Raw genomic sequence first — 21,034 nt, forward strand, 5'->3', positions numbered from 1 at the left:
CAACCATTCATGGTACGCTTGTTTCCAGAAATGAACAAGGAAATGAGGAGACGGCTCTATGCAGTGGAACTTGAACGATTTTGAAAACTGGGAGGAGTTGCGGTCCTTTGTGGATACCGCACTGCTCCCTCTTTATTTGTACAGCTCGGAGAGAAAAGTAGAAGAGCATGTTGTACGCATGAACTACTTATTAAATGTAGCGGCCGGGATTGAGCAGCGACTGAAGGGACGCGTACTGCTATTTCCGTTAAGCTATCAAATAGGAGAAGAACAGCTGGAACAAAGAACTCCGGCGGAATTCCCCTATAAAGTAGTGCTGCATTTTCGCGGAGAACAGATTGAATTACAGGAACGAGCGGAAGAAGGCGTGTTGACTTTATTGGTAGGGGATGAAGATCTGGAATCTTCTTTGCGTTTTGAAGTGACCGTGGATGTGCTGTACAAAGAGGTCATCAAGTTGTGGCAAAACGGGCGGGGATAAACGCTCTGACGTATAAAAGAGACGCAATAGAGAAAGCGGTTTCCGGCAATACTACAGAAAAATGGGTGGGGCAAGGTCTTAAATTTGACAATCTGGCAACAATATCCTGTCACACATCGTTTGGGTAAAGACATGTCCACTGGACATTCTTGACATCTTTATAGGCGTTAGCTATGATTGGGATTGACCTAGTGTATATGTATGAAAATGCCATCGTAGCGCTATTTTACAGGATAAGGAGGGAAAAAAGATATGGGAGACAAACGCGAAATTTCCAGGCGTACATTTTTGAACTACGCCCTGATGGGAACTGGCGGATTCCTTGCTGCGGGAATGATCACCCCAATGATTCGCTTTGCGGTAGACCCCCTTCTGCAAGGACATGCAGGTGGAGATAAAGTAGCTGTCGGCAGTCCGGATGAGTTTAGTGCCGTGCCAAAACGCGTTGAATTCAAGGTCCATACCAAGGACGGTTGGTATGAATCAGAATCTACACTTACTGCATGGGTTACCAAGAACGACAAGGGTGAGATTCTTGCTCTGTCCCCGATCTGTAAGCACTTAGGGTGTACGGTTGACTGGGGAACTGGCCCTGGACAACCAAATGAGTACTTCTGTCCTTGCCACATGGGTCGTTATACGATCAATGGCGAGCACATTTTGGGAACGCCACCGACGGCCTCTCTTGATGAGTATGAGACAGAAGTCAAAGACGGAAAATTGTATTTAGGTAAAGTAAAAGCAAATCCTCGTCCGGGGGTGAACGGCTAAAATGATGCAAAAAATGTATGATTGGGTCGACGAACGCTTAAACATCACTCCGATGTGGCGTGACTTGGCTGACCACGAAGTACCTGAGCACGTGAACCCGGCACATCATTTTTCCGCTTTTGTTTACTGCTTTGGTGGACTTACGTTCTTTATTACCGTTATTCAAATCTTGTCTGGTATGTTCTTGACGATGTACTATGTACCAGACGTTATCAATGCTTACGAATCCGTTAAGTACCTCCAGAACGAAGTAGCGTTCGGGGTAATCGTGCGCGGTATGCATCACTGGGGTGCCAGCTTGGTAATCGTGATGATGTTCCTACATACTCTGCGTGTATTCTTTACAGGTTCATACAAAAAGCCGCGTGAATTGAACTGGGTAGTCGGCGTACTGATTTTCTTCGTTATGCTGGGCCTCGGTTTCACAGGTTATCTCTTGCCTTGGGATAACACCGCATACTTTGCGACCAAAGTAGGTGTGCAGATCGCTGACTCTGTACCTTTCATCGGTCCATATGTAAAAACATTGCTCACAGGCGGAGACATTCTAGGGGCGCAAACGCTTACTCGTTTCTTCGCGATTCACGTGTTCTTCCTGCCAGGCGCACTGCTTGGTCTGTTGGGAGCTCACTTTGTTATGATCCGTTCGCAAGGTATTTCGGGTCCACTATAATCGGTCTTCGAAAAAAGGAGGAAATAGCATGGCAAAACAAGATAAAGATGCTACCTTCGTCGGAGATTCCCGAGTATCGGCGAAGCGTATCCCAAACATTTCTCCATCCTACTCCGACTTTCCAGGGAAAAACGAGCCGTTTTGGCCAAACTTCCTGTTGAAAGAGTGGATGGTGGCAGCCGTTTGCTTGGTTGGTTTCCTTGTGTTAACGGTTTCACATCCGTCGCCGTTAACTGACAAAGCAAACCCGAATGATACGTCATTCATTCCGTTGCCAGACTGGTACTTCTTGTTCCTGTATCAAATGCTGAAATATCCTTGGGCAGCAGGGGATTGGGTCGTACTCGGTACCGTTGTCGTTCCAGGTATCGCATTTGGTGCACTGATGTTGGCGCCTTGGTTGGATACCAGCAAAGAGCGTCGTCCTAGCAAGCGTCCAGTTGCTACAGGCTTGATGCTGACTGCACTCGTTGGCATTTTCTACCTGACTTGGGCGGCAAACCATGAATATCATCTGGCTCACCCAGATAAAGGTAAAGGAACTGGTGGCAAAGAGGGATCTAGTGCAACTGCACCTGCTCCTGCTGATACCAGCTTTACAGCGGATGCGCTTTGGAAAGCGCAAACAAGCTGTATGGGATGCCATGGTAAAAACATGGAGGGTGGCATGGGTCCTAACCTCCAAAAAATCGGTGCAACTTTGGATGCAGCCAAGATTACTGATGTCATCAAGAACGGTAAAGGCGCAATGCCAGCCGGTTTGATCAAAGATGATGCAGAAATCGCAAAGCTAGCTGAATACATGGCTGGCTTGAAATAAGCTAATAGGGGAAAAGCTGGCTGGTAATGCGGTCAGCTTTTTCGTTAGCGGCGTACACAGCGGGAGACGATTATACATGATCTGGATATGGGAGTGGTTTCGGCAATCTTTGGGCAAAAGGTGGTTTCTTTGGACGCTGTTCGTCGTCAACTTTTTGGGAACCATATATGGATTCATCTGGTATGGTAACCAATTGGCTGAGACACCAGCATACTTGATACCTTTTGTCCCTGACAGCCCGACAGGTAGCGGACTTTTTTCGCTTGTACTCCTTACCTATTTGTTGGGTCGCCACATTCCTGTACTGGAAGCTTTGGCTGGCATCACCAATTTTAAGTACGGTGTCTGGGCCGTCTGCATTATCGTGGCTGGTTGGATGATGGGCAATGAAGTGCGTTGGACAGACGTGATGCTGATCATTTCCCACACCGGCATGGCTGTGGAATCTGTTTTGTATGCGCGTTTTTACAAGCTAAGTCTTCTGCCGGTGGGAATCGCTGCGCTGTGGACACTGAATAATGATTTTCTCGATTACGTCATGGACATCCATCCGTGGCTGCCGAGTGTGCTGGATCCGTATGAGGGCTTCGTCGGTTTGTTTACGGTTCTTCTCAGTCTGATCTCGATCTCGGTGATCTGGTGGGTGAATATGAAGTATACGACAAATAAGGTCTAATCTTGTCCTCCTTTCCATAGGCTGTACTAGGGAAGGAGGTTATTTGCGTTGAAGAAAAACATCCGGTTTTTATTATTCTTTCTCATGATCGGGTTGTTCTTGTCGTGGCCCATTCATAATTTGTACTCGAAGCTGAATCAACCGATAGAACAAAAGCAGTTGGCAGCATTAGATCAAATTGCGCATGAGTTACTCACGTATGCAAAAAAGGGAGATCTTGAAGGGGCAGAGCAGCGCATCGTACAGCTAGCAGAACGATTCCCAAATCAGCATTTGCCCAATCCGATACGAATTGAGAGTCTGAATGCAGTGACCCAGTCCATACTGGCAGCCAAGCAAAGCTTTGCTTCCGCAAATGCAAGTGAACAGCAATTGCTGTGGCATGCCACGCGTGTCCGAATTGCCATAGACGCATTGACGCATGATCACCAGCCGATGTGGCGCAGCTACTATTCTTCTCTCGTAACACAGGTCCAAAATTTGCAGCTATCGGCTGTTGAGCGGAATTTCAGCCAGTTTCGCGAACAGTTCGATGAGAACTACCGATTATTTTTGGCCATTAAGCCGGGGATGAGCATTCAGCTTCCAGAGGAGCAAATGTCCTCGATTACGGTTGCGTACGATATTATATCCAAAGAGATGCGAAACACCCAAGTAGATTGGCAGCTGGTTCGAGAGGCATTGCGAGAATTGAACAGCTCTTTTCAAGTGGCTTTTGTGGGCGAAGAGAAGAGTACGTTTGCTCGTTTAATGATGCGGCCAGATTCACCTATTGTTATTCTCGCCTCGATCTCGATAGCATTGATTATGGCCTTGTCTTATGTGGCGTGGAAGAAATATGACGGAGAAATCCGTTCGACCTAATAGATGCAAAAACCCTTGCCTGTCAAAAAGGCAAGGGTTTTTCTGTGCTGCTTCGTGCTAGTCGTGAAGCGGTTTCTTATTTTCATCAAGGGTGAACCCTTCTCCGAGAACTTCATGTACATCATTAACGATGACAAAAGCATGCGGATCAATTTCTTGCACAATGGTTTTAAAACGCATGACTTCGTTTCGGCTGACAACGACATAGATGACTTTCTTTTCCTCGCCAGAGTACGCACCTTTACCGGCTAAGAGTGTCACACCACGACCTACATCGAGAATTTGCTTGGCGATGCTATCTGCTTCGTTGGAGATGATCGTTAAAGCTTTTCCTGCATAGGCGCCATCCTGGAAAAAGTCGATGACTCGTGCTGCGATAAAGACGACAACAAGGGTATACATAGCGCTTTCCAGATTCAAATAGACAAGGGACGCCCCAATGACCAAAATGTCTCCGAAAAACAACGTCCTCCCCATACTGATACCCATGTATTTCTGAAGGAGTCTGGCAATGATGTCCACACCGCCGGTCGTCCCGCCGTAACGGAAAATAATCCCTAAACCGACACCAACAGCTACCCCGGCATACAGGGAAGCAAGCAAGCGATCTTTCATTGGCAACGGAAGAACACCATCAAATACGGATAAAAAGACGGAGAGAGAAACCGTTCCCAAAATCGTGTAGAAAAAAGAAGTTCGTCCAAGAATTTTCCAGCCCAAGAAAAATAACGGTACGTTCAGGACAAAGAAGACGATTCCCTGATCCACAACAGGAACTAACAGCTTGATCAAAATACTGATACCAGTGATACCGCCCTCAGCTAGATGATTGGGAATGTTGAACGCGTTAATACCGAATCCCATAATGGCAGAACCGATGATAATGGCAATGATACTGTCAAGACGAATTTTCATATTTCCTCCTGTTCGCCGGACCAGGAAAAGGCTTCCCCCCGGACATGATGTGCAGGTAATACTTGGGTTACCTGAGGGCTATCCGAAAGCCATTATAAATGAACGCTCGTTTGATTGTCCATATGCTGGAAAGACGAAGTATTGTGATTTGGCAAACGAAGCCTTTTTTAGTACGATAGGTGAAAGAGAGAAGACTGTGAAAAAAGGAGTGGGCGGATGGAACGGCAAAAGACTATGCAAGAGATGCAGCAAGAAGTTGATCAATACATATCGCAATTTAAAGAAGGCTATTTTTCTCCGCTATCGATGCTGGCTAGAATGACAGAAGAAGTAGGAGAATTAGCCAGAGAGATTAACCATTTTTATGGAGAAAAACCGAAGAAAAAGGACGAAGGCGAAAAAACAGTAGAGGAAGAGCTGGGTGACGTACTCTTCATCGTGATTTGTTTCGCAAACTCACTCGGAATCGATTTGCAGGAAGCATTTGATCGTATTATGCACAAGTTTAATACTCGCGATAAAGATCGCTGGACAAGAATAGAGGAGAACGAGCAGCATGACTAAACAAATTCGTGTAGCAGTTGCAGGTGCAAATGGTCGAATGGGGCAAGAAGTAGTGAAAATGCTGGCGCAGGATACCGCGCTCGTCTTTACAGGCAATCTGGACACGCGGGTGAGCGAAGAGGAAATCAATCAACAATTGGACGAAATGAAGCCGGATGTTCTGGTAGACTTTACGACACCGCATACGGTGTATCGTCATATGGAGCTCTGTCTGGCTCGTGGTGTGAGACCGGTCGTCGGAACAACGGGACTGACAACAGAGCAGCTGCAAGAAATGACTGAGCGCTATAAAGAAGCGGGACTGGGTGCCATTATTGCCCCGAATTTTGCGATCGGCGCGATTCTATGTATGAAGTTTTCCGCAATGGCAGCAAAATATATGCCACATGTGGAAATTATCGAGTTGCATCATGACCGCAAGCTGGATGCGCCAAGCGGAACTGCTTTGAAGACCGCGGAGATGATCGCGGCTGTTCGGGAAGAGCTCAAGCAAGGGCATCCTGAAGAAGTAGAAACAATTCCAGGCGCTCGCGGAGCAGAGTATGAAGGCTTCCGGATTCACAGTGTCCGTCTGCCAGGCATGGTTGCTCATCAAGAGGTTTTGTTTGGGGCAACAGGCCAAACGCTGTCCATTCGCCATGATTCGATTAACCGGGAATCATTCATGCCAGGGGTAAATATGGCCATTAAAGCCGTAATGAATATGAACGGATTGATTTACGGATTGGAACATCTGATTGATTAAACGATTGATTAACATACACACGATACCCAGCCATAAAGGGAGAGGTTTTCTTGAAAATTGCATTGATTGCCCATGATCGAATGAAAGAACAGATTGTGCAACTAGCGATGGCCTATGAATCCATTTTGGCAAAACATGACCTGTATGCCACAGGAACAACTGGGTCCCGAATCATGGAAGCTACGTCGCTGTCCCTAACCCGGTTTCTGTCAGGGCCATTAGGAGGCGATCAACAAATCGGTGCGATGATCGCCCGCAATGAGATGGACTTGATTATCTTTTTGCGTGATCCGCTTACCTCTCAACCACATGAGCCTGATATTATCGCACTGCTTCGACTGTGTGATGTGCACAAGATACCGTTTGCCACCAATCTCGGTTCGGCAGAAATCATGCTGAAGGCTTTGGAGCTGGGACAACTGGATTGGCGCGAAGTGGTGCATAAGGAGAATGAAGCATGAGTTCACTCGATATTTTGGCGATCGGCGCTCATCCTGACGATGTCGAGATCGGCGCGGCAGGCAGTCTAATCTTGGCAGCCAAAGAGGGGAAGCGCGTTGGGATTCTCGACTTGACATACGCCGAGTTGTCTTCGAATGGAACAGTGGAAAGAAGGCAGCAAGAAGCGGCTGCAGCTGACCAAGTGATGGGAGTAGCTGCTCGCTATAATTTCGGTTTGCCTGATCGCGGCTTGGAAGCAGTCAGAGAAAGTGCGATTGAACGTGTTGTAAAGCTCATCCGCGAAACTCGTCCAGCCATTGTGCTTGCGCCTTATTACGCGGATCGTCATCCAGATCACGAGAGCGTAAGTCGGATCGTTCGAGAGGCGGTGTTTAATGCAGGCATCCGCAAGTATTTGCCGGAGCCTTCTTTGCCTGCCTATCGACCTTCGCAATTCCTTTACTATTTTATCAATTCCACTGTCACGCCTCAGGTTGTCGTGGATATCACCGCTGTCTATCCGCAAAAAATGGAGGCGCTGCGCTGCTACCGCAGTCAGTTTGAGCTGGAAGAAGGCAGCGTTCAAACACCGCTTACCAACGGGTATCTAGAGTCTGTCGAGTATCGAGAGCGACTGTTTGGTCAGCAGGCTGGTGTAGCCTACGCAGAAGGATTTGTCAGTGCAGCTCCGTATGTATTAAAGAGCTTGTGAAAAGGAGTGACACTGTATGAAGATCGGGATTACTTGCTATCCGTCATTGGGCGGATCGGGGGTTGTAGCCACAGAGCTGGGCAAGCTATTAGCCGAGCGAGGACATCAAGTCCATTTCATCACAGGTGGAATGCCATTTCGCTTAGGCGCGTTTCACCCGAACATTTTTTATCATGAAGTAGAAGTGAACAACTATGATGTTTTTAAATATCCACCCTATGATCTGACCTTGGCGAACCGAATGGCGCAAGTGGCGAAAAATGAAAACTTGGACTTATTACATGTGCATTATGCTGTGCCACATGCGTTGTGTGCGTTCCTCGCCAAGCAAATGGTAGGCGATCATTTGAAAATTGTAACCACCTTGCACGGGACGGATATTACTGTTTTGGGTTACGACTCGAATTTGAGTGACATGATCCGATTCGGCATTGAGCGAAGTGATTTGGTCACAGCGGTATCCAATGATTTGATCAGACAGACGAAAGAGCTGCTGCATACTGAAAAAGAGATTATCCCTGTGTACAACTTCGTAGACAAGCGACGTTACTACCCGAAAGAGGTTACGAAGCTGAAAAAGGTATTTGCACCGAATGGTGAAAAAATTCTTATGCACATATCTAATTTCCGTCCTGTCAAACGAGTGCCGGATGTGATTGAAATATTTTCGCGCGTACGTGAAGAAATGCCTTCCAGACTGATCCTCATTGGTGAAGGTCCCGAAATGGGCCTGGTCCGCAAGATGATCGCTGAGCTCGGTCTGAACGACGATGTTTGCTTCCTCGGCAAGCAGGAGGACGTCGCGGAGGTATTGTCGATGGCAGACATCATGCTGCTTCCATCAGAAAAGGAAAGCTTCGGACTCGTCGCATTGGAAGCAATGGCTTGCGGTGTGCCTGTCGTCGCTACAGTGGCAGGAGGCTTGCCCGAAGTCGTCCTGGATGGTGTGAACGGCTTCTTGCGTCCAATTGGGGATGTGGAAGGCATGGCGAAAGAAACGATACGTCTCTTGCAAAACGAAGAGCTATACCGCGAATTCTCCGCGAATAGCATTGAGCGATCCTGCAAGACGTTTTGTCACGAAACGATTGCCTCTCAGTATGAAGCACTTTACGCCAACCTATTGGCAAGCAAACCCGAAGAAAAACTAAGCTTTTGAACGTAAGATCGAGCTTTTGGCTAGCTGATGTACCTTGGATATAAAAATGAACAATCCATACAAAACTCTCATAAAAAACGCCTCCTTGTGTAGATCAGGCGGAGCAAACCAGAAAGGGGGGGAATTGGATTGGCGATAGAATTGGCAAAGCGTGTTCTCGACAGATTGGAGGAACACGGCTTCGAAGCTTACTACGTGGGTGGTTGCGTCCGCGACTGGCTTTTACAACGACCTGTTCATGATATAGATATATGTACGAATGCCCATCCCGGCGACGTCATCCGATTGTTTCCCGATCATGTCCCGACTGGTCTGAAACACGGTACTGTGTCTGTAAAAGTCGAGGGGCAGATGTTCGAAGTAACCACGTTTCGGACGGAAGGAAAATATGAAGATTACCGTCGACCCGCTGAAGTTCAGTTCGTTTCAGAACTTCGGCTCGATCTGGAGCGACGAGATTTTACGATGAATGCAATGGCGATGGATCGTCATCAAGTATTGCACGACCCGTTCGGTGGACGAGAGGATATGGAGCATCGGCTGGTTCGGGCTGTAGGCATTCCGCTAGAGAGATTTCAGGAGGATGCCCTTCGGCTTTTACGAGGAGTGCGATTTGCTTCCCAGTTAGGTTTTGCTATTGAAGACCAAACCATGCTTGCCATGAAACAGACTGCGCCTTTGTTAGCTCATATTGCTGTGGAGCGCATTAGGGAAGAGCTGAATAAAACGCTCGATAGCAGAGCCCCAGAGGTAGGTTGTCAGTTGTTGAATGAAACGAGGCTCATGGCTTATGCGCCTGATGTAGAAAAGCTGTTCGTCCTCTCAAATGAGCATGTTTGGCGGCTGCATCATTTGCAAAGTATGACTCAAAAGTGGGCGTTGCTGCTGTTTGCGGCGAATTATTCACCTGTGCAATCGCGTGAAGTATGCCAATTCCTCAAAATGTCCAAACGCGAAACAGAAGCAATTTTTTGCTTGGTTGAACTCCTGACGCGATTACAGCCGCAATGGGATATCCCTCAATCGATCGAGTGGGGGCCACTGCTGCTTGAAGTCGGCTGGGACACGTGCAACGAGTTCTTCCTTTTATTGCAAGCGTGTTGGTGGAACGAGAGGCAATCGTTTTCGATGCAAGTACTCCTCGATCAATACGAAAACATGCCTGTCAGAACCATCAAGGATTTGGCGATCACGGGGCTTGACCTGCAAGTAGCCCTACAGAAAAAGCCAGGCGAGTGGATTGTCCGCGTCTTGGAATCGTTGCTTAGACAAACGGCTCTGCACGGTTTACCAAATACACCAGAAGCACTCGTCGAAGTTGCAAAGAAAGAGGTTGCACAAGATGAACATTAAGCAAGTCATCCTTCAAGCATTCCGTGACCAGCCGGGCAGTTTCATCTCTGGTGAAGAATTAAGCCAAACATGCGGTTGCTCAAGGACGGCAGTCTGGAAACATATCGAAGAGCTGCGCCGAGATGGCTACGAGGTAGAGGCGGTACGCAAATCGGGGTATCGCCTGCTGGTTGCCCCTGATCGCTTGTCAGCAGCAGAAATCATGGCTGGACTGGAAACGGATCGGATCGGACAAAATGTCATCGCTTACGATGAGGTGGTATCTACACAGCCACTCGCACACGAGGCTGCGGCAAAAGGGGCAGTAGAAGGTACGATTGTGCTGGCAGAGCTGCAAACAGGCGGGAAAGGCAGACTCGGACGACCATGGCATTCTCCGAAAGGAACGGGGATTTGGATGAGCTTGATCATCCGTCCTGCGATTCCGTTACCGAAGACACCTCAGATGACGTTGTTAACGGCAGTTGCAGTAGCGAAAACGATCCGGGAAGAGACTGGGTTGCCTGTCAAAATCAAATGGCCGAACGATATTTTTATCGGAGACAAAAAAGTATGCGGGATTTTGACAGAACTCAATGCTGAATCTGATCGGGTCAATTATTTAGTCATCGGAATAGGGCTCAATGCCAACAGTGTCGAGTCTGATTTCCCGTCAGAACTGGCACAGATTGCGACTTCACTTCGTATTGAATCTGGCGAGCCACTCAAGCGCGTTTCGTTTATCCAACGTCTCTGCCGAATCTTTGAAGAAGAGTACGACCACTATTTGCAAGCTGGCTTTGAGCGTGTAAAACAAGAGTGGGAGGATCATTCGTACACCATTGGCAAATGGGTGAGCCTCCAGACGATTTCACAACAGCTGGAAGGTCGAGCCGTTGGCTTGGATGAGGAAGGCGTACTCAAGGTCGAGGATCAGACTGGACAGATTCACAAAGTTTATTCGGCTGATGTCAATTATCGTGCAAATGATTAAATCATTTGCTATACTCCAATTTGGAGGCTGTATCACTACGTGAACGGTACTCCCGGAGTATTTTTGTATAGATCGTGTAATCTAAAAGCAATACGTGTAAGGACAAAAATCTGCTCAGAGCCTGTGTGGACCGAGACAGAAGGAATCCGCTAAACGCAAAATGTCTTTTTGACATGGACAACCTTCTCCCGATTGACGCGAGAAGGTTTTTTTATTCCTCACACGATCCACGGGCTTGAAGCGAAAGAGGAGAAATGAAAAATGGCAACAAACGACAGACCTATTACGACTTCGAGTATCCGCAAGAAAAAAGAAACGCGAACCCCGATTACCATGGTGACCGCCTATGACTATCCGTCAGCCAAATTAGTGGATGAAGCAGGCGCTGATATGATTCTGGTCGGTGATTCCTTGGGAATGGTCGTACTCGGTTATGACTCCACTATCCCTGTTACGATGGAGGACATGCTACATCATACGAAAGCAGTAACGAGAGGGGCCAAGCGTGCATTTGTCGTGGCGGACCTACCTTTCCTCAGCTATCACGGGACAGTTGAGGAAGCGGTGAAAAACGCGGGCAGACTAATGCAAGAAGGGCTGGCCAAGGCGGTCAAAATGGAAGGGGGCCGTGAACTCGCCCCAATCATTACACGCTGTGTACAAGCAGGCATCCCTGTCGTTGGACATATCGGACTTACCCCTCAATCGGTACATCAATTAGGCGGTTACAAAGTACAAGGAAGAGATCTGGAGGCAGCTAAAAAATTGCTGGACGAAGCTCTTGCTATTCAAGAAGCGGGTGCATTCGCTATTGTTCTGGAATGTGTTCCGGAAGAGGTCGCTGGCATGATTGCAGACAAGCTGGACATCGCTGTGATTGGAATCGGAGCGGGTGCGACTTGTGATGGGCAAGTGCTGGTGTTCCATGATATGGTCGGCTACGCATCGGATATCACACCGAAATTCGTGAAGCGCTACGCAAACATCGGTGAAACAATCCGTGAAGCAGTTGAGACTTATAACAAAGAAGTCGAAGCAAGAAGCTTCCCAGGGCCAGAGCATGTCTTCCATGCTTCGGAAGAAACCATCAAGGAATTGTACGGGGAAGGAGTGAAGCAGTCATGATGCAAACAATGATGCAGCAAGTCTCCACCATTGCAGAGATGCGCGTTCATATAAAAGAAGCACATCGACAAGGCAAAACGATCGGGATGGTACCGACCATGGGCTTTCTGCATGAAGGACATCTCAGCTTGGTGAAAGCTGCCCGTGAAGTATGCGATTTGGTTGTGATGAGCATTTTCGTAAACCCGCTACAATTCGGACCGAATGAGGACTTTGAACGCTATCCGCGTGATATCGAACGGGATAGTAAAATGGCGGAAGAAGCGGGAGTGGACCTCCTGTTTACTCCGGAAGTCAGCGAGATGTATCCGACACCGATGCTGACCAATATTTCAGTGGCAAATGTGACGACTCCATTGTGCGGAGCTTCGCGTCCGGGTCATTTTGATGGCGTATCGACCGTCGTCAATAAATTGTTTCAAATTGTCCAGCCCGATTACGCTTTTTTTGGACAAAAGGATGCCCAGCAGGTAGCTGTTGTGACGCAAATGGTTCATGACTTGTCGATGCCGGTGCAAATCGTTCCATGCCCGATCGTACGCGAAGCGGATGGACTGGCGATGAGCTCTCGGAATGTCTACTTGTCAGCGGATGAGCGAGCACAAGCACTCGTGCTATCACAGAGCCTGAAGCAAGCAGATGAATGGCTGGGTGAGGGCATGGCTCTTTCTGAAATCAAGGATCGTATCACGCAAATGATTTCCGAGAAGCCGCTGGCTGATATTGATTATGTGGAAATTTTAAGCTATCCGGCGCTTGCACCAATTGAGCAGGAAACCGCTGGTCAGACGATCATCATCGCGTTAGCTGTTCGTTTTGGCAAAACACGCCTGATCGACAATACGATTACATCAATCAAGTAGAGAAAAGGGAGGAATTCTTAGTGTTCCGTACCATGATGAAAGCAAAAATCCATCGCGCAACGGTAACTGAAGCAAACTTGAACTATGTTGGCAGTATTACCATCGATAAAAATTTGTTGGATGCACTGGATATTTTGCCAAATGAAAAAGTACAAATCGTCAATAACAACAACGGAGCGCGTCTGGAAACATATGTAATCGAAGGTGCTCCAGGCAGTGGCGTTATTTGCTTGAACGGAGCAGCTGCACGTCTCGTACAAGAGGGCGATATCGTCATTATTATTGCCTATGCGATGATGACGGATGAAGAGGCAAGAACTTATAAGCCACGTGTCGCCATCATGGATGAAAAAAATCAGATCAAAGAATTGATCGCAGAAGAAGTACACGCGACGATTCTGTAAGCGATCTGTCTGTTGCTGCATAGAGCCACCTGCCTTGTGAGACAATGAAAGTACTCATGCCTCATAGGGGGTGGCTTTTCTTGTGAAAATCGAGGACTGGTTTCATACGCTTCGGAACAAAGCACAGACGATTGAAGAGAAGTGGCAGGGGGCTTCTGAACAAGAACGTCTTCAGCTCGCGGAACAATTGTTTCAATTGCGCCAAGTAAGTGATACAGTCGTAGACCTGTGGCTGCAATTCGAAGAAAAATTATCGAATGCGATTCGTAGCATCAAGGAAATGGAAGGACAGCTTCCAGCGGAAGAGAAAAAGCCGGATCACTCAAAGGTGAACACAGAATCACCAAAGGCCGTTGAAACGAAAAAAACAACAGACGGAAAAAAGAAAGATCATTCACCGGAAACGAATCCATACGAGCCGATATTTCGTCGTGGGGAAGGCTTTTATCATTTGCGCATGTTCCAAGACGCGAAAAAGTGTTTTGGAGAATTAGTCCAAAAATCGCCAGACTGGGAAAGTGGACGCCTGTACTACGCCTACAGTCTCCTTTTGTGTGAGGAGAAAGAATTAGCCTTTCGGGAGTTCCGTCTTCTCGGCAGGACAGCAAGCTCACCCACGATTGTCGCTATCAGCTTTAATGCCATCGGGTGCATACTTGCGGAAGAGGAGCAATGGCTAGAAGCGGCGCAAGCTTTTAAGACGTCTCTCGAGATCAAGCCAGAACAGGAAGAAGCCAAATACAACCTCGCGCTCTGCTATTTAAGAGATGGCGATGCACAGGAAGCTTTGGACGAATTGGAACCGTATCTAGAAAAAAACGAGCACGATTGGGAAGCGCAGATGCTATGGCTGCGTGCTGCCAAATTACTGCATACGATGGACCAGACAGTGGAATGGAGCCCGCCGAAAGGCTTGCAGCTGCCGACACGCGATTTGGACAGCGATACTCTTCAGGAAATGGCCTCTTTATACGAAACAGTGGGCAATTACCACCGGGCACAAATTTGCTATCACTTTTTGACGGAGCGTTCCCCAAAAGATGGGTGGACATGGCATGGCTTGGCCTGGAATACTTGGCTCATTGCGGGTACGAAACGCGCATTGACGCTCGTCAAAAAAGCGATCAGTCTTGCACCCGAAAATGACGACTTTCTTTTTAGTTATGGATGGATGCTGTTGTTTGACGGAAGGGTAGAGGAAGCGATCAAAGCGTTTCGGATTATGCTGGAGAAAAACAGAGACAATCGCCTCGGACAATCCGGGATGATTTCCGCATACGAAAAGCTGGGGGATACACAAGAAGCAAAACGGTTGGCAAAGTATTTCCTGGAAGACGCTGAGCCATATGTACGTTCGTTAGGGTATTTTCATCTGGGAAGAATCGCGGTTGTGGAAGAAAATTGGCGCCTAGCTGAACAATATTTTCAACGGGCATTGCCATTCGCAGAACAGTTATGGGAAATCCCCATCTATATGCAATTGTGTGCAAGCAAGCTCGGTCAATCAGAAATGCAGACTGAGCTCGTACAGCCTTAAATGTACGGGAGAGCAGGAATATTTCCCATCGTTGCCGAATGTGAATGGGTGCGGATTGAATGTTCCGCCCAGGTTACGAGGTGACAACGTTTGAATCGATTACTAGTTGTAGATTTTGAGACGACGGGAAGCCATCCGCGCCAAGGTGACAGCATCATTCAGATTGGTGCCGTCGCAATCGATGACGGGCAGATTACCGAGAGTTTTTCCACCCTGATTCATCCGGGCCAGGATATTCCCCCATTTATTACCCAATTAACAGGGATTACCAATGAGATGGTTGCAGATGCTCCTTCCTTGGAAGAAGTGTTTCCAGATTTCTTGCGTTTATTGGACGGACGAGCTTTTGTTGCACATAATGCAAGCTTTGATCTCCAATTTTTACAAGAAGCCCTGCTGAGCCAGGGCTATTATGCGTTTGACGGCTACGTGCTTGATACGGTGGAGCTATCCCGCGTTCTTTTGCCGATGCAAAATAGCTACAGACTCGGAGAACTGGCGTCTGAGCTGGAAATCGAGCACGATAATCCCCATCAAGCAGACAGCGATGCACTTGCAACGGCGCAGCTGTTTCTCCACTTGCTGGATATTTTAAAGAGACTGCCGCTCGTGACGATCCAGCGCCTGCAAATGCTTGTCTCTTCGTTTCGCTCTGATATCGAAGTTCTTTTACGTCAGATCGAGATGGAAAAGCTCATAGAGCTGCCAGAGCTGGATGGAACGCCAACCAAAACGGATTCCTCAGACATGTGGGATATTTACCGCCAATTGGCCCTACGGAAGCGCGAAGAAAAATTAGCAGCGTCTCTGAAGCGTCCTCATGTCGATGCGACAGTAACCAAAGCGTTTGCTGATCAGCTCGAGGATGTTTTGGGCGAAAACGGGCACATGCAGGCGAAAATGTCGGGGTATCAACGTCGGGATGCTCAGGAAGCGATGATGCATGCCGTCTATGAGGCAATGGAGGATGGTGCCCATTTATTGGTAGAGGCAGGGACAGGTACGGGAAAATCATTAGCCTATCTCTTGCCGGGGATCATTTGGGCTCATCACAATCAGCAGCAGCTGGTGGTCAGTACTAATACCATTCAATTGCAGGAACAGCTATTCCATAAGGAAATCGCTACCTTGCAGGAGTCGTTGCCGTTTTCTTTTACTGCTTCGACGCTGAAAGGCAGAGGAAACTACTTATGCTTGCGTAAATTTGAACAAGCCGTGGACGAGCCTGTAGAAGGAAGCAGCCAAGAAATGCGCTTGGTCAAAGGACAGATGCTGACATGGCTCACGCAAACCGTTACCGGTGACGTGGAAGAGCTGAGCATGCCTCCGAGTGGCCAACTGCTGTGGCAACAGGTAAAAAGTGATACGAGCTCTTGTTTGAATCGGGCTTGTCCCTGGTTTAGTCGCTGCTACTATTTTCAGGCGAAGGAACGGGCTCGCGATGTCGATGTACTCATCGTCAATCACGCCCTTTTTATCAGCGACTTGCAAGCGGAAAACAGAATCCTCCCATCGTATGAAGTTGCCATCGTCGATGAGGCCCATCATTTGGAGGATGCGGCGACACAGCATTTAGGCAAGCAGTTTTCAACCACGCAGCTTCTTTTCTTGTTAGATCGTGCATCGGTGGAAGAGAGTGGGGCAATTGCCCGCTTCGCAGAAGAGCTGCAAAGCTGGATGCCTGCAGTACAAGAAGATGTAGCCTCAAAGCTTCTGGAGCTAAGAAAACAGTCCGCTGCCTTGCGTGAGAAAGCGCAGCAATGGACACAGCTCTTGTATGCATGGGCATCAGATCGTGCGGAGGAGACGACGGACGCCGGACGTGAGACGGTACGTTATCGGATCGAATCCTTTGTAGGCAAACACGAGAAGATACGCAAAGTAACCAAAAAGCTGATTGAAGGGATGACCGCATACGCAGCAGGCATCGAGCAGCTTTTGCGAACCACTCCGCAAGAGGAAAAGCCTCCTTTTGCCGTACGCAGTCTATTGACAGATTTATTCGGTCTCATCAAAGACTGGCAAAACGCCGTGGAGCTGCTTCACTTCTTTTTACTTGAGCAGGATGCTGAGTATGTTTATTGGATGGAGGTAGAGTCCCGTACAGCTCGTAAGCAGGTTCAATTGTCAGCAGCACTTTTGAAGGTTGCCGACTCACTGGCAGAACCGCTTTTCGCGCAGAAGCGGAGTCTGATCTTGACATCAGCCACTCTGACGGTCAAAAACAGCTTCTCCTACATCAAAAGCCAGTTTGGTCTCGACCAACTGCCCGAGGAACGAGTGCGTACCTTGTCACTGCCATCGCCGTTTCATTATGAAGAGCAGGGGTTGCTGTTGATTCCATCTGATTTCCCCGCACCAGGCAAAGAGAGTGACCACACGTATTTGGAGGCGGTCATTCAAGGGTGCGTTGATGTCGTACTGGCTTCGAAAGGAAGGACGCTGATCCTGTTTACCTCCCATTCGATGCTTCGACTTGTTTACCAAGCGATGAAGGAACGGCTTACGGAGGCCCCAGAACCGTATACGTTATTCGGTCACGGGATTGATAGTAACAATCGGAGCAAGCTGGTGCGTCTGTTCCGAAGCATGGAGAGAAGTGTTCTGCTTGGGACGAGCAGCTTCTGGGAAGGTGTCGATATCCAGGGGGAATGGCTGAGCAGTTTAGTCATTGTTCGCCTCCCGTTTGCGCCTCCGAATCATCCTGTCTATCAAGGAAGGGCAGAGCTTTTGAAGGCAGAAGGAAAAAACGCCTTTATGTCTTTGTCTCTTCCACAAGCCGTTTTGCAATTTAAGCAAGGGGTGGGTCGATTAATTCGCCATCACTTGGATCGAGGGGTCGTGATCGTTCTCGACACGCGTGTAGTTGAGTCGAGATATGGACGCTCATTCCTTCAATCTTTGCCGCCATTTCAAATCGAAAGCGGTCCATGGCCAACACTTCGAGAGCGCATAGAGCCATTCCTTAGTATGCAATCCCTGTCAGATTCATAAAATGAAGCAATAGTCTCATAGGGATTAAGGTGATAAAATAAATGTTATGGAAAAAAGCGTGGCGTTGGTGGATTGTAGTTCTTAGTGCGATTTTCCTTTGCGCATGCTCGATTGATAGCCATTTGTATTTGCAAGAAGCAGCAGTGAAGATAGATGACCCGTTTGAAACGGAGACAGAACAGGAATTTTCGGGTCTCATTGTCACCTACTTGGCACTTCCGCATGGCGAGAGTACGCTTTTGCGAATGCCAGGCGGCAAAACGATGCTGATTGATACGGGTACGGCAGAAGATTGGCCCGTTCTTTCGGCACGCTTGGCAGAGCTCAAGATCACACGGCTCGATTATGTGGTGTTGACAAACGACCAGCCAGAGCATATGGGGGGCTACGCTTTATTGAGCCAGCAAGTGCTTGTAGATGCCGTCATTTTGCCCAAGCTGATCGCACCATCCATTCGCCATGTCGTGCTGCTTCGCGCCAACCACAAGCAGATGGAAGCAGAGCAAGGACAAGTACTCACTCTTGACCAAGAAATCTCCATGGAGGTTTTGCTCCCGGAAGAACCGTTATTTTTATCGCCCCAGAACAATTCTCTCGTTTTTCGATTAACACACGGCCAATTGCGATTTTTATTTATGAGTGCCGTGAATGAAAAAGCAGAAGAGCGACTGTTGGAACGGCAAAATGACAGACTGAAGGCGGAAGTGCTAAAGGTAGCCGGTCAGGGGAGCAATCAAGGCTCTTCGCAACCGTTTCTGACACAGGTCGATCCTCAGGTCGCCATTATTCAGACAGGCCGATCGCGGGATCAAATGAAAGACGGTCAGACGGAAGTCATGGAGCGCCTGGGTGAGTCATGGGCCGAGACGTACGTGACCAGCCACGACGGTTCCATTACCATTTTATCGAATGGAAAAGAATATCGGATTTTGAAGCAAAAGAATTAGGGGGGAAAGACCGAACGTGGCAAAACACGAAAAGATTTCAGAAGCGGTCGTCCGTCGTTTGCCGATTTATCTGCGTTACCTCAGTTATTTGCAGCAAGTTGAGGTGACCACCGTTTCCTCCCAACAGATGGGCAAGAATCTTGATGTGAATCCTGCCCAAATCAGAAAAGATCTTGCAGCTTTTGGTGATTTTGGAAAAAAGGGAATCGGCTATGATGTCGATTATCTGGTGGAAAAAATCCGTGAAATCCTGAAGCTAACGGATGAAATCCGTGTTGCTTTGGTCGGAGCTGGGCATTTGGGCCATGCCATTAGTAACTACAACGCTTATTTGAAAGATAACATGCGGATTGCGGCCATCTTTGACAATAATCCAGAGAAGCAGGGCAAAAAAGTCGCAGGTATACCGATTCAGCCTTTATCAGAGCTGGAAGAAACGATCGTAAGCAAGCAAATCAAGCTGGCGATTATTACGGTACCGGCACCTGCAGCGCAATCCGTATGTGATCAGTTGACTCAAGCGGGTATCAGGGGGATCTTGAATTTTGCCCCTACGACGATTCGCGCAGGAAAAGATGTTCGCATTCACTATGCGGATGTGACGTCCAACCTGCAAAGCTTGGCCTACTACTTGACGTAAGAATGGAGTGTATACTATGAAAAAGACGATCCTCATTCACGCAACAGTTATTACCGTTAACGAGACGAATGAAGTCATTTACGATGGTGCCGTAGCATTCGAAGGCAACAAGATTACATATGTGGGCCCAACTCCTGAGGACCTGTCGGAAGCGGGATACGATGAAGTTATCGATCAAAAAGGAGACTACATACTGCCTGGATTAATCAACACGCATGGACATGCTGGTATGTCTCTCCTACGCGGTTATGCAGATGATTTGCCGCTGCAACAATGGCTGGAAGACAAAATGTGGCCATTGGAGGCACAATTTACGGGAGACACAGTAAAATGGGGTACCCAACTGTCGCTTATTGAGATGATTCGTACCGGAACCACCACGTTTGTGGATATGTATGATCATATGGATGTTGTGGCGAAGGAAGTCGATGCAGCTGGAATGCGTGCCCGCCTTTGCAGAGGGATGATCGGTCTGTGCTCCGAAGAAGAACGTCAAACAAAGCTGAAAGACGCGACTCTTTTTGCAAAAGAATGGCATAATCAGGCAGACGGGCGTATTACCGTCATGATGGCACCGCATGCGCCGTACACCTGCTCACCAGAATTTATTACCCAAATTATCGAAAAAGCAGATGAGCTGTCCTTGCCGCTTCATATCCATATGTCTGAAACTGCATGGGAAGTCGGTCAAAACGAGAAGGACTACGGGCTGCGTCCAGTTGCTCATTTGGAAAAGCTGGGAATGTTCAATCGCCCAACACTTGTCGCACACGCTGTTCACTTAACGGATGAAGAAATCGACATTTTGGCAAAATACAACGTGAGAGTTTCTCATAATGTAGTGAGCAACCTGAAGCTGGCAAGCGGAGTTGCGCCTGTTCCGAAAATGTTGGCAAAAGGTGTCAGTGTATCGCTGGGTACCGACAGCTCGGCAAGCAACAACAATTTGAATTTGTTTGAGGAATTGAAACTCGCTGCGATCCTGCACAAAGGTGTGAACAACGATCCAGTAGCTGTACCAGCAGAAGAAGCCCTTCGCATGGCTACTCGTTATGGCGCAGAAGGAGTATTCCAAGAGGAAACGCTCGGAAGCATTGAAGTAGGCAAGCAAGCTGACTTGATCGTGCTGGATAGCCACCAAGCCCATTTCCACCCGGCACACCAACCGATTTCACACGTGGTGTACGCAGCAAATGGACGTGACGTGAAAGATACGATTGTAGCGGGTAAATTCTTGATGCGTAATCACAAGCTGTTGACCATTGATGAGGAGCGCGCGATTTACGAAGCGAACCGCGTATTCCAAACGTTAAAACGGTAAAAGGCTCCTGTCAGGTGGGGGACAGGAGTAAGGCAGTGCAGGTGTAGGTAGGGGAA

At 48.1% G+C, this 21,034-nt stretch carries 22 protein-coding genes; 21 read left to right on the forward strand and 1 reads right to left on the reverse strand.

Translation table 11 applies throughout. The features are described 5' to 3' along the window. Nucleotides 1–58: 58 nt before the first annotated feature. The 6 genes from FB479_RS11825 (at nt 59) to FB479_RS11850 (ending at nt 4,285) form a co-directional block, all read left to right on the forward strand. A complete protein-coding gene (locus FB479_RS11825; RefSeq protein ID WP_142065223.1) occupies nt 59–481 on the forward strand; it encodes a DUF2487 family protein in 423 nt (140 codons plus the stop codon). A gap of 252 nt (nt 482–733) precedes the next feature. Continuing rightward, nucleotides 734–1,252: a Rieske (2Fe-2S) protein gene (locus FB479_RS11830; RefSeq protein ID WP_106653044.1), complete on the forward strand. Its 519-nt coding sequence runs from the start codon at nt 734–736 to the stop codon at nt 1,250–1,252. Between the two features lies 1 nt (nt 1,253). Beyond that, nucleotides 1,254–1,925, forward strand: a complete 672-nt coding sequence (gene qcrB / locus FB479_RS11835) for a menaquinol-cytochrome c reductase cytochrome b subunit (protein ID WP_106653045.1) — start codon at nt 1,254–1,256, stop codon at nt 1,923–1,925. A 28-nt stretch (nt 1,926–1,953) separates the two neighbouring features. Then, nucleotides 1,954–2,745, forward strand: a complete 792-nt coding sequence (locus FB479_RS11840) for a menaquinol-cytochrome c reductase cytochrome b/c subunit (RefSeq protein ID WP_106653046.1) — start codon at nt 1,954–1,956, stop codon at nt 2,743–2,745. 76 nt (nt 2,746–2,821) lie between these two features. After that, entirely contained in the window at nt 2,822–3,421 is a 600-nt protein-coding gene (locus tag FB479_RS11845) for a DUF1405 domain-containing protein (protein WP_017248137.1), read from the forward strand. A gap of 48 nt (nt 3,422–3,469) precedes the next feature. After that, entirely contained in the window at nt 3,470–4,285 is an 816-nt protein-coding gene (locus FB479_RS11850) for a sporulation protein YpjB (protein WP_106653047.1), read from the forward strand. 57 nt (nt 4,286–4,342) lie between these two features. On the opposite strand, the gene FB479_RS11855 is transcribed toward FB479_RS11850, so the two are convergent. Next, nucleotides 4,343–5,200: a YitT family protein gene (locus FB479_RS11855; RefSeq protein WP_106653048.1), complete on the reverse strand. Its 858-nt coding sequence runs from the start codon at nt 5,198–5,200 to the stop codon at nt 4,343–4,345. A gap of 216 nt (nt 5,201–5,416) precedes the next feature. On the opposite strand from FB479_RS11855, the gene FB479_RS11860 reads away from it, so the two are divergent. The 15 genes from FB479_RS11860 (at nt 5,417) to FB479_RS11930 (ending at nt 20,978) form a co-directional block, all read left to right on the forward strand. Further along, a complete protein-coding gene (locus tag FB479_RS11860; protein WP_016740047.1) occupies nt 5,417–5,764 on the forward strand; it encodes a nucleotide pyrophosphohydrolase in 348 nt (115 codons plus the stop codon). Further along, nucleotides 5,757–6,509, forward strand: a complete 753-nt coding sequence (dapB, locus tag FB479_RS11865; protein WP_142065225.1) for a 4-hydroxy-tetrahydrodipicolinate reductase — start codon at nt 5,757–5,759, stop codon at nt 6,507–6,509. The genes FB479_RS11860 and dapB overlap by 8 nt, the downstream gene beginning before the upstream one ends. A 50-nt stretch (nt 6,510–6,559) precedes the next feature. Then, a complete protein-coding gene (locus FB479_RS11870; protein ID WP_047069014.1) occupies nt 6,560–6,970 on the forward strand; it encodes a methylglyoxal synthase in 411 nt (136 codons plus the stop codon). Further along, entirely contained in the window at nt 6,967–7,662 is a 696-nt protein-coding gene (gene bshB1, locus FB479_RS11875; protein ID WP_106653050.1) for a bacillithiol biosynthesis deacetylase BshB1, read from the forward strand. The genes FB479_RS11870 and bshB1 overlap by 4 nt, the downstream gene beginning before the upstream one ends. Nucleotides 7,663–7,678: 16 nt before the next feature. Next, complete coding sequence (gene bshA, locus FB479_RS11880; protein ID WP_142065227.1) at nt 7,679–8,821, forward strand: N-acetyl-alpha-D-glucosaminyl L-malate synthase BshA; 1,143 nt, start codon at nt 7,679–7,681, stop codon at nt 8,819–8,821. 129 nt (nt 8,822–8,950) lie between these two features. Continuing rightward, nucleotides 8,951–10,174: a CCA tRNA nucleotidyltransferase gene (locus FB479_RS11885; RefSeq protein WP_142065229.1), complete on the forward strand. Its 1,224-nt coding sequence runs from the start codon at nt 8,951–8,953 to the stop codon at nt 10,172–10,174. Then, on the forward strand, nt 10,164–11,147 hold the full coding sequence (locus FB479_RS11890; protein ID WP_142065231.1) for a biotin--[acetyl-CoA-carboxylase] ligase: 984 nt from the start codon (nt 10,164–10,166) through the stop codon (nt 11,145–11,147). The genes FB479_RS11885 and FB479_RS11890 overlap by 11 nt, the downstream gene beginning before the upstream one ends. A gap of 261 nt (nt 11,148–11,408) precedes the next feature. Next, entirely contained in the window at nt 11,409–12,272 is an 864-nt protein-coding gene (gene panB, locus FB479_RS11895; RefSeq protein ID WP_106653054.1) for a 3-methyl-2-oxobutanoate hydroxymethyltransferase, read from the forward strand. Beyond that, a complete protein-coding gene (gene panC / locus FB479_RS11900; RefSeq protein ID WP_142065233.1) occupies nt 12,269–13,135 on the forward strand; it encodes a pantoate--beta-alanine ligase in 867 nt (288 codons plus the stop codon). Before panB ends, panC begins: the two co-directional genes overlap by 4 nt. Before the next feature lie 20 nt (nt 13,136–13,155). Next, the gene (gene panD / locus FB479_RS11905; protein ID WP_007723146.1) at nt 13,156–13,539 is read left to right on the forward strand and encodes an aspartate 1-decarboxylase; all 384 of its coding nucleotides are present in this window, start codon (nt 13,156–13,158) and stop codon (nt 13,537–13,539) included. Between the two features lie 82 nt (nt 13,540–13,621). Further along, on the forward strand, nt 13,622–15,076 hold the full coding sequence (locus FB479_RS11910; protein ID WP_142065235.1) for a tetratricopeptide repeat protein: 1,455 nt from the start codon (nt 13,622–13,624) through the stop codon (nt 15,074–15,076). A gap of 90 nt (nt 15,077–15,166) precedes the next feature. Further along, on the forward strand, nt 15,167–18,070 hold the full coding sequence (gene dinG, locus FB479_RS11915) for an ATP-dependent DNA helicase DinG (RefSeq protein WP_142065238.1): 2,904 nt from the start codon (nt 15,167–15,169) through the stop codon (nt 18,068–18,070). 41 nt (nt 18,071–18,111) lie between these two features. Continuing rightward, nucleotides 18,112–19,017 (forward strand): ComEC/Rec2 family competence protein, encoded by a 906-nt coding sequence (locus FB479_RS11920; RefSeq protein ID WP_106653058.1) that lies wholly within the window; start codon nt 18,112–18,114, stop codon nt 19,015–19,017. Between the two features lie 16 nt (nt 19,018–19,033). After that, on the forward strand, nt 19,034–19,657 hold the full coding sequence (locus FB479_RS11925; RefSeq protein WP_142065240.1) for a redox-sensing transcriptional repressor Rex: 624 nt from the start codon (nt 19,034–19,036) through the stop codon (nt 19,655–19,657). A gap of 16 nt (nt 19,658–19,673) precedes the next feature. After that, nucleotides 19,674–20,978 carry an amidohydrolase gene (locus FB479_RS11930; protein ID WP_106653059.1) on the forward strand — a complete coding sequence of 435 codons (1,305 nt, stop codon included), beginning with the start codon at nt 19,674–19,676 and terminating at the stop codon, nt 20,976–20,978. The last annotated feature ends 56 nt before the right edge of the window (nt 20,979–21,034 follow it).

Source organism: Brevibacillus sp. AG162 (assembly GCF_006715575.1).
Taxonomy (GTDB): domain Bacteria; phylum Bacillota; class Bacilli; order Brevibacillales; family Brevibacillaceae; genus Brevibacillus; species Brevibacillus brevis.

What these genes read in the sequence shown, in the direction of transcription:
- FB479_RS11855 (WP_106653048.1), bottom strand. Translation starts at nt 5,200, where the DNA reads ATGAAAATTCGTCTTGACAGTATCATTGCCATTATCATCGGTTCTGCC.
- FB479_RS11825 (WP_142065223.1), top strand. Translation starts at nt 59, where the DNA reads ATGCAGTGGAACTTGAACGATTTTGAAAACTGGGAGGAGTTGCGGTCC.
- dapB (WP_142065225.1), top strand. Translation starts at nt 5,757, where the DNA reads ATGACTAAACAAATTCGTGTAGCAGTTGCAGGTGCAAATGGTCGAATG.
- bshA (WP_142065227.1), top strand. Translation starts at nt 7,679, where the DNA reads ATGAAGATCGGGATTACTTGCTATCCGTCATTGGGCGGATCGGGGGTT.
- FB479_RS11830 (WP_106653044.1), top strand. Translation starts at nt 734, where the DNA reads ATGGGAGACAAACGCGAAATTTCCAGGCGTACATTTTTGAACTACGCC.
- FB479_RS11920 (WP_106653058.1), top strand. Translation starts at nt 18,112, where the DNA reads ATGTTATGGAAAAAAGCGTGGCGTTGGTGGATTGTAGTTCTTAGTGCG.
- FB479_RS11845 (WP_017248137.1), top strand. Translation starts at nt 2,822, where the DNA reads ATGATCTGGATATGGGAGTGGTTTCGGCAATCTTTGGGCAAAAGGTGG.
- FB479_RS11840 (WP_106653046.1), top strand. Translation starts at nt 1,954, where the DNA reads ATGGCAAAACAAGATAAAGATGCTACCTTCGTCGGAGATTCCCGAGTA.
- panB (WP_106653054.1), top strand. Translation starts at nt 11,409, where the DNA reads ATGGCAACAAACGACAGACCTATTACGACTTCGAGTATCCGCAAGAAA.
- panC (WP_142065233.1), top strand. Translation starts at nt 12,269, where the DNA reads ATGATGCAAACAATGATGCAGCAAGTCTCCACCATTGCAGAGATGCGC.
- bshB1 (WP_106653050.1), top strand. Translation starts at nt 6,967, where the DNA reads ATGAGTTCACTCGATATTTTGGCGATCGGCGCTCATCCTGACGATGTC.
- qcrB (WP_106653045.1), top strand. Translation starts at nt 1,254, where the DNA reads ATGATGCAAAAAATGTATGATTGGGTCGACGAACGCTTAAACATCACT.
- FB479_RS11930 (WP_106653059.1), top strand. Translation starts at nt 19,674, where the DNA reads ATGAAAAAGACGATCCTCATTCACGCAACAGTTATTACCGTTAACGAG.
- FB479_RS11860 (WP_016740047.1), top strand. Translation starts at nt 5,417, where the DNA reads ATGGAACGGCAAAAGACTATGCAAGAGATGCAGCAAGAAGTTGATCAA.
- FB479_RS11890 (WP_142065231.1), top strand. Translation starts at nt 10,164, where the DNA reads ATGAACATTAAGCAAGTCATCCTTCAAGCATTCCGTGACCAGCCGGGC.